Origin of the sequence: Marinomonas profundimaris (assembly GCF_000508165.1) — a bacterium.
Lineage (GTDB): Bacteria > Pseudomonadota > Gammaproteobacteria > Pseudomonadales > Marinomonadaceae > Marinomonas > Marinomonas profundimaris.
The window spans coordinates 46613-59141 of sequence record NZ_AYOZ01000006.1 but is presented as its reverse complement, the minus strand read 5'-3'; the positions used below and the strand labels follow the sequence as shown (position 1 = coordinate 59141).

The 12529-nt window shown below is 42.3% G+C and carries 13 protein-coding genes; 7 read left to right on the top strand and 6 right to left on the bottom strand.

The window, feature by feature from the left end:
- The first annotated feature begins 98 nt into the window (after positions 1-98).
- Positions 99-755 carry a uracil phosphoribosyltransferase gene (gene upp / locus D104_RS23990; RefSeq protein ID WP_024023193.1) on the top strand — a complete coding sequence of 219 codons (657 nt, stop codon included), beginning with the start codon at positions 99-101 and terminating at the stop codon, positions 753-755.
- A 100-nt stretch (positions 756-855) separates the two neighbouring features.
- Here the strand turns inward: upp and D104_RS23985 are convergent, their stop codons facing one another.
- From D104_RS23985 to D104_RS23975, 3 genes are all read right to left on the bottom strand, one after another.
- Positions 856-1476: a LysE family translocator gene (locus D104_RS23985; protein WP_024023192.1), complete on the bottom strand. Its 621-nt coding sequence runs from the start codon at positions 1474-1476 to the stop codon at positions 856-858.
- A complete protein-coding gene (locus D104_RS23980) occupies positions 1473-2114 on the bottom strand; it encodes a TetR/AcrR family transcriptional regulator (protein WP_235075898.1) in 642 nt (213 codons plus the stop codon). The genes D104_RS23985 and D104_RS23980 overlap by 4 nt, the downstream gene beginning before the upstream one ends.
- 451 nt (positions 2115-2565) lie before the next feature.
- Positions 2566-3720, bottom strand: a complete 1155-nt coding sequence (locus tag D104_RS23975; RefSeq protein WP_024023190.1) for a GGDEF domain-containing protein — start codon at positions 3718-3720, stop codon at positions 2566-2568.
- Between the two features lie 110 nt (positions 3721-3830).
- Between D104_RS23975 and D104_RS23970 the strand changes: the two genes are divergently transcribed.
- From D104_RS23970 to D104_RS23960, 3 genes are all read left to right on the top strand, one after another.
- Positions 3831-4802, top strand: coding sequence for a glutathione S-transferase family protein (locus D104_RS23970; protein ID WP_024023189.1), 972 nt, complete (start codon positions 3831-3833; stop codon positions 4800-4802).
- A 182-nt stretch (positions 4803-4984) separates the two neighbouring features.
- On the top strand, positions 4985-5854 hold the full coding sequence (locus D104_RS23965; RefSeq protein WP_024023188.1) for a glucosaminidase domain-containing protein: 870 nt from the start codon (positions 4985-4987) through the stop codon (positions 5852-5854).
- 134 nt (positions 5855-5988) lie between these two features.
- The gene (locus tag D104_RS23960) at positions 5989-7905 is read left to right on the top strand and encodes a beta-ketoacyl synthase (RefSeq protein WP_024023187.1); all 1917 of its coding nucleotides are present in this window, start codon (positions 5989-5991) and stop codon (positions 7903-7905) included.
- A gap of 24 nt (positions 7906-7929) precedes the next feature.
- On the opposite strand, the gene D104_RS23955 is transcribed toward D104_RS23960, so the two are convergent.
- On the bottom strand, positions 7930-8829 hold the full coding sequence (locus D104_RS23955) for a LysR family transcriptional regulator (RefSeq protein WP_024023186.1): 900 nt from the start codon (positions 8827-8829) through the stop codon (positions 7930-7932).
- 138 nt (positions 8830-8967) lie between these two features.
- Here D104_RS23955 and D104_RS23950 point away from each other — a divergent pair, with 138 nt between their 5' ends.
- The 3 genes from D104_RS23950 (at position 8968) to D104_RS37390 (ending at position 10801) form a co-directional block, all read left to right on the top strand.
- Entirely contained in the window at positions 8968-9507 is a 540-nt protein-coding gene (locus tag D104_RS23950; RefSeq protein WP_024023185.1) for a YceI family protein, read from the top strand.
- 19 nt (positions 9508-9526) lie between these two features.
- The gene (locus tag D104_RS23945; protein WP_024023184.1) at positions 9527-10402 is read left to right on the top strand and encodes a hypothetical protein; all 876 of its coding nucleotides are present in this window, start codon (positions 9527-9529) and stop codon (positions 10400-10402) included.
- Between the two features lie 159 nt (positions 10403-10561).
- On the top strand, positions 10562-10801 hold the full coding sequence (locus tag D104_RS37390; protein ID WP_160168772.1) for a hypothetical protein: 240 nt from the start codon (positions 10562-10564) through the stop codon (positions 10799-10801).
- A gap of 61 nt (positions 10802-10862) precedes the next feature.
- On the opposite strand, the gene D104_RS23935 is transcribed toward D104_RS37390, so the two are convergent.
- Together D104_RS23935 and D104_RS23930 are read right to left on the bottom strand one after the other, a co-directional pair.
- Positions 10863-11747 (bottom strand): SDR family oxidoreductase, encoded by an 885-nt coding sequence (locus D104_RS23935; protein WP_024023182.1) that lies wholly within the window; start codon positions 11745-11747, stop codon positions 10863-10865.
- Entirely contained in the window at positions 11744-12517 is a 774-nt protein-coding gene (locus D104_RS23930) for a TatD family hydrolase (protein WP_024023181.1), read from the bottom strand. Before D104_RS23930 ends, D104_RS23935 begins: the two co-directional genes overlap by 4 nt.
- Positions 12518-12529 lie beyond the last annotated feature (12 nt).

Here is a 12529-nt window from a genome sequence, read left to right as displayed (position 1 = left end):
ATTTGGCCAATTCTCACTTAGTGCTATGATAGAAATCACAATTAAGTAACAACTCGCTGATTTTTACACTCCCCCAAATACAGTAAAAGGAAAGGCCAATGACTCGCGACGAACTCCTCAAGGCTTACAACGATATTTTTGTGATCAAGCACCCTTTTGTGAAACACAAACTCACCAGTCTTCGAGATAAAAACACCAGTACACGTGAATTTCGTATGCTCGTTGAAGAGCTAGGAACACTCATTGGTTATGAAGCGACGCGAGATTTGGAAACGCATGACATTGAGATTGAAACGCCATTAGAAAAAGCTATGTGCCCTGTTCTAAAAGGCAAGAAGCTTTGTATCGTTACCATCATGCGCGCGGGTAATGGTCTAGCGGAAGGTGTTCTTAAACTGTCGCCCTCCGCACGAGTAGGGCACGTTGGTTTGTATCGCGATCCTGAAACAAAACAACCGGTTGAGTATTATCTAAAAATGCCTCATTCCGTAAATGAGCGCACGATTATCGTTGTCGACCCCATGCTGGCAACCGGTAACTCCGCTATTATGGCGATAGATAAAATGAAAGAAATGGGCGCATCTGACATTCGATTCATCTGCCTATTTGCCGCACCTGAAGGCATTGAAGCATTCAAAAAAGCGCATCCAGATGTCGCAATGTACATTGGTTCAATCGACCGTGGGCTTGATGAAAACGCCTATATTCGTCCAGGTGTTGGCGATGCTGGTGACCGTATTTACGGCACTCGCTAAACGCTTTAAATCATTCTTCATTTAGCAAAAAGCCTCTCTTTTCATTTGAAAAGAGAGGCTTTTTTATACAACAAACTATCAAATTAATGCATTAATATCGCTAGCCCTTTAAAGCAAGAAAAGCCCCCGCACTTGCCATGATACCACCCGATGTACGGTTTAATGTTTTCATTGAACGCTCCGACTTCATCAGACGTCTCGCTTGTGAAGCACACACAGAAATAAGATTAATGCCTAACATGAGTGCAGTAAAAGCAAGAATAGACGCAATCACGATATCAAAACCACTCAATATCGTTAAATCCATAAAGGTTGGCAGAAAAGCGACATAGAAAAGAATGACCTTAGGGTTTGATGCTGAAATCATAAAACCCTGTATAAAACTCGCCATTTCGCTTTTCGATTCAAGCTGTGAAAAATCTGTTGTGGATGTTGATACTGGCGACACCCACATTTTCCACCCCAAATAGATAAGATACGCCGCGCCAACATAACGAATCACCAAGAAAACACCTTCCCAAGTAGACGCTATTGCAGCCAACCCAAAACACGCCATGACCAAATAAACAATGTCACTCATTACCATACCAACACAAAGAGAAACACTGGCGCGAGCGCCTTTCGTCATGCTTTTCGCAATAACAGCAAAGACACCAGGACCTGGTGTCACAGCAAAAATTAAAATTGCAAATAAAAAAGTAATACCGCTTTCTAATGTCATACCTCAACCTCCTTTACTCGACAGCCAGCCAAGACCATACGCGTAATAAATTGCTTGGCCTCTTCGTAATCGTCTTCTAATAATTGATCTTTTTGTAGCATGATCTTCACTTGCGCATCAAAGTCCGCATAGGTTTGCGTCATCGCCCAAATACTAATAAAAAGATGCTCCGTTGGAACCGAATCCATTAGCCCTTTATCCACCCAAACCTGAATGGTCGCTTTCTCTCGACTAAGCTCAGTCACAAACAAATTTCGAAGATACTCTAAAACAAAGCTTTCTTCACCAATAAGCGCCATCGCAAAAATTTTAGAAGCATTTTTATTGATACGAGATTGATCGATTTTTTCACTGATGTAGCGGGTAAGGTTACGAGTCGGGCCTTCTTCCACATTGAATTCACTAACAGAGTCCAACCAAAGACGTAAAATTCGCTCCAATACCGCTTCGAGTAAATCTTTTTTTGAGCGGTAATAATAATGCACATTGGCTTTAGGTAATCCAGCTTCATCCGCGATCATTTGTGTCGTCGTTTTAGCCAATCCTTGACGCGCAAAAACACGCTCCGATGTTTCTAAAATAAGGGTTTGGTTCTGCGCTCGAATATGCGCTTTCAATTGATCTTTTGGTCGTTTCACTTCGGTCAAGGGTTGTCCTCGCTGAAAATAGCTATAAAGGGGGAGGTGTTTATGTATCGTCTTACCATCCTGCGCAATACAGAGAAAGAATAACATTCTTTAGAATTGGCACGAAGCGATAAGAAAATTTTGTATAAAAAAAGGGAGCCGAAGCTCCCCATTTCCCCTCGTAGCAGAGACGTTAATGACTATAGGCATTCGTCATTAGGCTAACTGCTACACCACGTTGGCTCTGTGATTGATAAACGGGCTAATACGCCACTTATCAATGTTCTTGACCGATGGAGAATTCCATCGCCGGTTACTGGAACCGAAAATGACTGTGTGGAGGTTTAAAAAACACCTCAAACACAATCACTTATAAAATCTAAGAACAATTATAAACAGCTAAATTTGCAGTGCAATAGATCAGAGCAAAAAAATTGACCGATCGATCAACTTTATCACCGAATTAGATATTTTTTGGCGTTGGAGACTTAGAAACTCGGTTTCGGCCCTTTTTCTTAGATTGATATAAGGCTTCGTCTGCGCGCTTTAAAACCGATTCCGGAGACTCACCGAGCGCAGCAAACGCAACGCCAAGGCTTGCAGTGACATTTACGTCAATGTCTTGTTTCTTTTTGGGATCAAATACTTCAACCAAAGCGTGCTCAATGCTTTCTCGAACCAACTCTAGCGTTTCTTCGACGTCCGCAAGACCCTTGCCTCGAAAAACAATAGTAAACTCTTCCCCGCCAAAACGAAACGCACGTCCGGGATTCGAAAAATGCTTTAGCTGCGCGGCAACACTTTTCAGCACTTTATCGCCCATATCGTGACCATAAGTGTCATTGAACTTTTTAAAGTGATCCACATCCACCATAGCGATTGCATACCGTTTAGACAAACCAACCAATTGTTCGTTTAAAGCACGCCTTCCTGGCAACTTTGTCATATCATCCAAATACGCCATACGATGGCTTTCCATGAGCAAAAACCAGATCCAGAGCAAAAACTGCGCCGACAACAACGCATCAAACTGTGTATCAGATGACGCAAATTGGTTAATGATTAACAAGCTAACGATACTAATCAACCCACTTGCTCGAAAAGCATCCCCACTCAGCCACCAAGCAGCACCAATTGCGACCGTGCTAATCAACAAAACACACCAAAGCAAAATAGCAGACCAACTCACCGAGGTGTTTAGAAACGCAGAGTCCAGAAATGCAAAAGAGACCCAACTGCGTTCAATGGCATAACACCAGCTCACCAGCATCATGACAAAGAGAATTCGGTTAACCGCAAAGCGATTAAAAAATCCCCTTTCAGGCACAAAACCCAATAAAGCAATACAGAAGCAGGAAACAACCAAATACGCCGTTAACGACGCATCCTGATTGGAGTCGCCATACAACTTCGGAATAAGAAGTAAAAGAACAAGGATTAACACTCGGCCTTTATTAAAATGCCAAGCCAATAGAATCGCGACACCTGCAAAGATCAGGGGTAACAACGGTAATATACTGAACCACAACGGTGGCAACTGACCAACATACAAACTAGCATAAACACTGACTAGTAAAATGAAGCACGGAACTAACAATGAACCTAAACGTTCGGACATAGAAAAATCAAACCCATCGAATCATTCGATTAAATACGACCAATATATTGCCCCGAAAACGATTCATTTTCATTAATAATAATACGAATTATAAATTAAAGGACAGAACGATGGGATTACTTGTAAATGGCGAATGGGTTGATCAGTGGTACGACACAAAAGCAAACCAAGGAAAATTCATTCGGAGCGATTCTGAATTCAGAAACTGGATATACAATGATCGTGAATACGACACCAGCAATCCAAACCACTTTCCAGCAGAGGCAGGACGCTATCATCTATACATTTCTCTTGCTTGTCCCTGGGCTCACCGCACCTTGGTATTCAGCAAGCTAAAGCAATTAGAAGAAATTATCAGTATTAGCTGCGTTCATCCTGACATGCTAGAAAATGGCTGGGAGTTCAAACAAGACAAGCATTTCATTGACCCAGCTATTGCCATAGGCGATCCGTTACACCATTTTGACTTTGCCCACCAGCTTTATACAAAAGCCAAGCCTGATTACAGCGGACGCGTAACTGTGCCTATTTTATGGGATAAAAAACGCAACACGATCGTCTCGAATGAGTCGTCGGAGATCATTCGCATTTTTAACACCGCTTTTAATGAATTAACGGGGAACCACCTTGATTTCTATCCCGCTGACAAAGCCAATGAAATAGACAAACTAAACGAGCGTATTTACAACACGGTTAATAATGGCGTTTATAAATGTGGCTTTGCCACGACTCAAGCGGCCTATGAAGAAGCTCTTACACCACTTTTTGATACCTTGATGTTCCTAGAGGACACTCTCTCAAAAAGCACGTATTTACTTGGCAGTGAACAAACGGAAGCCGATTGGCGCCTTTTTACCACTCTAATTCGTTTTGACGCGGTGTACTTCGGTCATTTCAAGTGCAACATCAATCGAATCTTAGACTATCCTAACCTTAATCAATATATGAAACGCCTTTATGATACGCCGAATATTGCGAAGACAGTGAACTTACAACACATAAAGCGTCACTACTACTTTAGTCACAAAACGATCAATCCCACTCAAGTAGTTCCAGTCGGTCCAGCCAAACTGTTTCGTTAATCGCCAAGGACAAATAAAGGAAATGAGGCAAATTCAAGAAGCCTAGGTTAAAATCTGTTAAAGTAAGCTTTTTAAGGATAAAAAGTTTACTTTTTTATTCGTTTTTCCTTAGCTTTAGCAGGCCATTACCGACTCAGTAAAGCCAACTAAAAAATATAAATATTTGAGACTCGTGGTTCTTTATGGAAAAAAAAATACTTTGGATAATCTCTTTTGCACTCATATTTATTTTGTGGATAAAAGCAGGCCCATTTAATAGCGACCAACGTGATATAGAACAAGATGACTCATCTGATGTAAGCGCGCTACAACAAGAATCTGAAGATGCGACATCAGAAGAAAAGAGCTATTTCAGATCTCATCCAATTAAAGTAAAAAGTCCTGATTTCGCAGCAATAACAGACGTCAAAGAACGTAAAAAGGCGTTTTTTAGCTACCTAACCCCTTTTGTTAATGAAAAAAACAATCTTATTTTAAAAGATCGTGAACGCTTAAATGTGTTGTTAAACAGCAACACTAAGATGTCCAAGAAAAACAAAAAATGGGTTTCTGCACTGCGTAAAAACCACAAACTAAAAACACTTGATAACTATTCAAAAGACGATTTGAACGCACTCCTTAATCGCTTAGACATCATTCCTGTTTCTCTTGTGCTGGCCCAAGCTGCCAATGAGTCTGCGTGGGGCACGTCTCGATTTGCAACAAAAGGCAATAACTTCTTCGGCCAATGGTGCTTTAGAAAAGGGTGTGGATTAGTCCCTGAATCAAGGGACAATGATGCCGACCACGAAGTGAGGAAATTCAAAGACGCTCGCGAATCTGTTTTCGCCTACATCGACAATTTGAATTCAAATGCGGCCTATAAAAAACTTAGAGCCGCACGATTGAAGCTGCGCCAAGAAAAAGAAGACATTACTGGCTTATACCTTGTACATGGCTTAGAACATTATTCTCAGCGCGGACAAGCTTACGTAAAAGAAATAGAAGGTCTAATTAACTACAATAAACTTTGGCGCTTTAACCGCTATCAACCGAAGCCAGAGCTGCAGTAATTTTCCAATCTTCTTTTCCATGTAATTAAATGCAACTTATTGTTACGAAATTACTTTATGTGGGGTGGCTAAGAGCCACCCCCTTCATTACAATACCGTAATATTTTACTCACTTATCAAACGAGGAAATTCAATTGGCCCGTTTACCTGTTATTGTTGGCTTTGGCGGAATCAATTCGGCTGGTCGTACCTCTTCACATCAAGCATATCGCCGAATTGTTTTTGATCTTCTTCCAAGTTCAATCCAACAGGATGTTTTACTTGATCTTGCCACTATTACCAACATGGCCGAACACAAAAATGGCCTTTGGTACACAGATGGCGAAGAAGCCCTAGACGCTGCAGCATTGATTGACAGCATTGGCGAATCTCTTCTCGCACGCACTTTAATTCGTCGTATTCACCCTAGCTTGTTTGACGTTGATAATGTGGTTTTACACAAATCAACGACGCTTCATTCAAGCCATGAAGATGAAAAACTCAGTTTCACCATAAAGACACGCTCACTTCCAAATGACCGCCCTACCAACTGGCAGGTTACAGAGCTTCCAAATAATCTAAGTGAAGTCGTTGTTGACGGTAATTTAGAGGCCTTTATTAAAGACACAAGACCTCTTTCTGTTAAAGCGGCAGGACAACTTCCGACAGGCTTTGATCCCTCCAAATTGTACCAAAGTCGCAATCACCCACGTGGCTTGCAAATGACGGTATATGGCGCGTCAGATGCGGTGAAAAGCAGCGGTATTGATTGGGAAGTTATTCGCAGCAAGGTCGCTCCCGACCAGATGGCCGTGTATGCCGCTAACTCGATTGGTCAAATGGACGATCTTGGTTTTGGTGGCATGCTTAAATCTGCTTTAATGGGCAAACGTACGACATCAAAGCATCTACCTCTTGGTTACGCTCAAATGCCGGCGGATTTTGTTAACGCTTATATCTTAGGCAGTGTCGGCAATGTAGGTACTGCGATTGGTGCTTGCGCTACTTATTTTTTCAACTTGGAAAAAGCCATCGAAGGCATCAAATCTGGAAAGTTTCGAGTCGCTATGGTGGGGGGCAGCGATGCACCTATTACACCAGAAATCATTGAAGGCTTTAGAACCATGGGCGCCTTGGCCGAAGATACGGCTTTGCTTGCTCTTGACCAAATAAGCAATCAGCAAGAGCCAGATCACACTCGCAGTTGCCGCCCTTTTGCCCAAAACTGTGGCTTTACCATTGGCGAATCTAGCCAATGGACACTTTTGATGGATGACGAACTTGCTATTGAGTTAGGCGCACAAATATTTGGCGCTATTCCAGCGGTATTTTCTTACGCTGATGGCCATAAAAAATCCATCTCTGCACCTGGAATTGGTAACTATTTAACCATGAGCAAAGCCATGGCTTACCTACAAAACATCATAGGTAACGATGGATTGACACAACGAACGTTTATTCAAGCTCACGGCACTAGCACTCCACAAAACCGTATTACTGAATCACATGTACTAAGTAAAGCCGCAATCAGTTTTGGCGCCAGCGCCATGCCTGTTGTCGCCATGAAAGCATTTCTTGGGCATTCCCAAGGAACCGCGGGCGGAGATCAACTGCATCTTTCTTTAGGTGTTTGGAAAGACGGTATTTTGCCTGGTATAACAACCTCTCACGCCATCGCCGATGATGTTTATCAAGAGGGTTTAAAATTCCAGCTTAAACATGAAGTGTATGGGAAAGACTATTTTGATGCCGCACTGCTTAATTCAAAAGGTTTTGGGGGAAACAACGCAACCGCTGTTTTACTCTCCCCAAACCAAACCATGAAAATGCTGAAAAAACGCTATAGCGCAGAACAAATCAGCGACTACCAAGCCAAAAATGCTAACGTTGTCGCTACTGCCGAAGAGTACAATCAATCCATGATTCGTGGCGAAAGCCTTCCTATCTATAAGTTTGGCTTTAATGTTTTAGGTGGCGAAGAGCTCGTTATAACCGACAAAGAAATACAATTGCCTGGTTATGACATCCCTGTCAGCCTAAATGTAGACAATGAGTTTAGCGATTTAAAATAATGTAAACCAAGATTAGCCAACACATTAATCAAATGTTGTGTTGGCTAATTTTTCTTGTAAAAAATCGAGTAACAAACGTGTCTTTCTTGGCATCAGCTTTCTCTGTGGGTAAATGGCATAGAAGCAGATTTCATAACCCTTATAGTTCGGCAACAAATCCACCAACTCTCCCGACTCAATATATTTAGCCACCAAAAAATCAGGCTGATAAATCACCCCCAAACCCGACAAAGCAAATCGAGTTAGGGCTCCTCCATTATTTGCACTAAAACCACCTGCAACCGTCACACTATGGGAAACACCATTTTCATCAGATAATGACCAACGGTTCGGCGTCACCGCATTGTTATAAAGAAGGCATGAATGATTCACTAAGTCCTCTACCCTCTTCAGTTCATCATGGGCTGAGATATAATCAGGCGATGCACAGACATACCCTTTGGAGTAGCACAATGGACGCGCCACAAATTGATCGCCTCCCAAATCACCACCCCGAATAGCGATGTCTATTCCAGATTCAGTCATATCAACGCGCTTATCACTGAAATCTATTTCTAATTCAATTTGAGGATAAAGACGACTAAAATGGTCCAACAAAGGCACCAAGTGCGTTAGGCCAAAATCCATTGGTACACTCACTTTTAAAAGCCCTTTGGGCTTTTGAGTCAACTCTCCTATTTCACCTTCGGCCTCATCGATGGCGTCCAATATCGCAATACAATGTTGGTAATATTTTCGCCCCGCATGCGTAATACTGATGTTACGAGTATTACGCTGCAGTAGCTTTGTGCCTAACTCTTCTTCTATAGAGTTAACATAACGCGTTACCATTGGACGAGAAATCCCCAGCGAGTCGCTGGCCATTTTGAAACTCTCCGCCTCATACACACGGCAAAATACCTTCATTGCTTGAAGCTTATCCATTCATTCCTCCAAAAAATAAAAAGTTCCCTTATTATCATTTCTTTTAAAGAAACATTGAATTGTTTTTAATGCTAATTATTTATCAAATAAAACGAATTACACTGTGCACATCTTTGAATCGAATAGAGGAACATTAGAATGAAAATAATGACCATCAGTGCATTGGCTCTCGTATCAAGCATGACCATGGCAGCCGATTACAAAATTGATCCTGCCCATTCAGCTGTGATATTTAAGATCGGCCATTTAGGTGTGAGCACGACGGTTGGCCGCTTCAACGAATTTGAAGGTACCTTTTCATACCCCGAAGGTAGTCATTCAGGCAGCGCCTCTCTTACCGTAAAAGCGGACAGTGTCGATACCAACCACGAAGCTCGTGATAAACACCTTCGCAGCCCTGATTTCTTGGATGTAAAACAATTCCCTTCTTTGACATTCAAAAGTACTAAATTTGATGGCAGCACACTCACTGGCGATTTAACGCTTCATGGCGTAACTAAAGCCGTCAGCTTTGATGTTAAAAAGGTAGGCGAAGGGAAAGACCCATGGGGTGGCTACCGCGCTGGTTTTGAAGCAAAAACCACCATCCAACGCAGCGATTTTGGTGTTACTTACTTCATTCCTGGTGTTACTGACACAACAGAAATTGAAGTTAACGTAGAAGGCATTCGCCAGTAACTTATTAAGGAAAGCGACCATGTACGAAGAAGCCAGCAATGCAACGATTTTAATGCTACTACATACGGCAGTTTACCCCTTTCTCGCCGCCATCATTGTCAGCATTGTTGCTGGTAAATTATTACGTGGATCGTCTTACTTAGGTTACCTTGGCGGTTTTATTGTTGGACTCAGCCTGATTCATTCAGGCTTGAGTTTCCCGCCAAATCAGGCAATCGATTATTACAGCATCTCCATTATTATCGGCATTATCGCCTTGCTCTGCTCAACCCTGATTAACAAAGCCATTCCTCATAATGGAATCAACTTTGTTCTATTTAGTTTGTCGTTTTACCTCTTACTGAATCCGGTTCTAAAACACTCAGGACCGATTACAAGCTTGAGTTGGGCTATTGTCAGCGCTCTTATTATGTTGTGTTACCAATTTCTTGCAGAAAAAACACACAATACAGAACAAGACCAAGCAAAAAACGAACGAGGTATTTCTCCCCTGCTTTTATTAATAGGCTTGATGATTGTTGCAGGCAGCGCCGCGCCTGTTATTTCAATTGGGGGAAGTTTATTGATAGGACAATTACTAGGTGCTTTTGGGGCCGCTCTTTTTGGCTACGCCCTTATGGCTTATGTAACAAAAGAAAAACAAAGCCACACCAGCATTCCCGCTTTGTTAATTCTTGCCGGCCTCATAACGCAAAGTCACGTATTGGCTGACATACCTCTCTCTGTCATGTTAATGCTGGCAGCAAGCTGCTTCGTGACGCCCATCGCGCTCCTGTTAAGCAACCAGCAGAGCAACAAGAAAAGCGTCATCATCATTATTAGCCAACTCATCATCAGCGGCTTAATCAGTGGATTAAGCCTATGGTTAGTATGGCCAGAAAGCAGTCTATATTAAGTTTTAAAAATAGATCGAGAAGATCGCCATAGCGGTAATATTATTGCGGCTATGGCGCAATTTATTGCACTATAAGACAGTAAATAAAACACATCTACTTCACTAAAGTTTAGCTGCATACTCACGAATATATAGTTTGGTAAGACGATAAAAAACCAAATGGCTATCACTAAAAAAAATCGCTCAGGCCCTGACATTCCTTTTATTCTGACCAACAACCAAGCCGTAAAGAGCAAATACACCAACACTGAAAGCACAAACAACACCGCCATAATAATAGAGGGCTGTTCTGACGCGTCTTCCAATATTGAGCGCCCTAACAATGCGGTAGGGGTCGAAGCATACCAAATTCCTCCCACAACAAGCTGGAGGAAAAAAACCAATACTACTGCCTTTTGATTTATCTTGTACACATCCACTCCCAGTCTTCAATTTATCCACAAGCAACGCTGATTGATTGCTAGTTTACTTGATACAATTCCTTTACCAGATTCCGCAGCTTTGATCGCCAAGGACGCTGTTTAATACCAAAATGATTAAATACTTTTCGACACGATAACGACTGTCGCTTCATTGCCGTAACTTCCTGAGTCTCTGGAAACGAATCCCCAATAGCCTCCACTTCCACTTGTGCCTTAGGATCAAATTGACCCGACGTCGCCACAATGGCTTCAACCAATCGAATCCAACTTATTTCTTCCGCACAACAATAATGATAAACGCCTTTATTTTGCGCGCCATAATGCCCTTGATTAACCATAGACAAAATCACCCGAACCAAATCGGACACTGGCGTTGGACTGCCAATTAAATCATCTTTGTACGCAAGATTTACGCCATCTTGTATTAGGCCAAGCGTCCTACAAACAAAATCATCACCTTGTCCGCTGAACAACCAACCGGTGCGCAATACAATATTGTTAGGATTACTCAGTACTACGGACTCAGCCTCAATCAAAGCCAGTGCATACGGGTCTGTGCTGTCAGGCTCATCCACTTCGGCATAGGGAACATCTTTACTGCCTGAGAACACTCTCGCACTACTAATCATAATAAGAGGGGCACCACCTTGCTCACTTAAATAGCGCAAAGTCGATTGGAATTTTCCATAATCAGTCTGTAATGCATAACGCAGACTTAACACATCAATGATGACATCAAACTGCATGGCGTCGAGCTCTGCTCGATTATCCGCATTGAGCAACAAGGACTCATCTGGGCACAACCACTCAAACTCTTGCTTTTCCTTAGAAAGTTGCAACAACGACGAACCAACTTCTGTCGCACTCCCTAAAAGAAGAATACGAATCGGAGCGTTAATATCTTTTGTAATGTTCAAAGTCATTCCTCATGCCACCTAGGGAAAATTCTAAGTAGATTATTATACGTCTGCGTTGCGACCTGCTCGATATCTTCCCCTCTAATTGTAGCAACATGGTGCGCAACGATAGGAATTGAAAGCGGGGTATTATATTGTCCCTGAAAGCCATTCAACGGCATATCTGGTGAATCCGTTTCTAAAACAAACGCGCTAGTGCCTAAAGCAGATAATACTCGCCGAGCCTTGTTGGCTCTTGGGTAAGTAATTGTGCCTCCAACCCCAAGCACAAACCCAAAATCTAAAAAACGTTTGGCTTGCTCAAGACTACCATTAAAAGCATGCACTACTCCGCCAGCTTTAAAATCGATTTCTCGCAAACACTTCAACACCAGATCATAGCTTTTTCTAGCGTGTAAAATAACAGGGAGATCTAACGATTTCGCCACACTTAACTGGCGCTTAAAAAAGTCAATCTGGGTCTTTAAATCGACCGCATTAGGCCAGCAGTCCAAACCAATCTCGCCGACGGCAACCACTCGCTGTGTTGCACATTGCTCACCCAGTAAATCAATTTGATCCAGCGAGGCATCCTTCAAAAAATAAGGATGCAAACCATAAGCGGCACGCCACTGCGGATAACGCCCAATAAACTGCTCTAATCTTGACCAGCTAACATGAGTTGTCGCAGGCACTAAAAAACCCGACACGCCATGATTTAAGCAACGAGCCATCAAAATGTCACGCTGATCATCGAACACATCAAAATCAAAATGACAATGGCTATCAATAAACATACACAAAAGATT

Coding starts and splice junctions, on each gene's coding strand:
- D104_RS23965 (WP_024023188.1), top strand. CDS start 4,985: ATGGAAAAAAAAATACTTTGGATAATCTCTTTTGCACTCATATTTATT.
- D104_RS23955 (WP_024023186.1), bottom strand. CDS start 8,829: ATGGATAAGCTTCAAGCAATGAAGGTATTTTGCCGTGTGTATGAGGCG.
- D104_RS23970 (WP_024023189.1), top strand. CDS start 3,831: ATGGGATTACTTGTAAATGGCGAATGGGTTGATCAGTGGTACGACACA.
- D104_RS37390 (WP_160168772.1), top strand. CDS start 10,562: ATGGCTATCACTAAAAAAAATCGCTCAGGCCCTGACATTCCTTTTATT.
- D104_RS23930 (WP_024023181.1), bottom strand. CDS start 12,517: ATGTTTATTGATAGCCATTGTCATTTTGATTTTGATGTGTTCGATGAT.
- upp (WP_024023193.1), top strand. CDS start 99: ATGACTCGCGACGAACTCCTCAAGGCTTACAACGATATTTTTGTGATC.
- D104_RS23985 (WP_024023192.1), bottom strand. CDS start 1,476: ATGACATTAGAAAGCGGTATTACTTTTTTATTTGCAATTTTAATTTTT.
- D104_RS23950 (WP_024023185.1), top strand. CDS start 8,968: ATGAAAATAATGACCATCAGTGCATTGGCTCTCGTATCAAGCATGACC.
- D104_RS23945 (WP_024023184.1), top strand. CDS start 9,527: ATGTACGAAGAAGCCAGCAATGCAACGATTTTAATGCTACTACATACG.
- D104_RS23975 (WP_024023190.1), bottom strand. CDS start 3,720: ATGTCCGAACGTTTAGGTTCATTGTTAGTTCCGTGCTTCATTTTACTA.
- D104_RS23935 (WP_024023182.1), bottom strand. CDS start 11,747: ATGACTTTGAACATTACAAAAGATATTAACGCTCCGATTCGTATTCTT.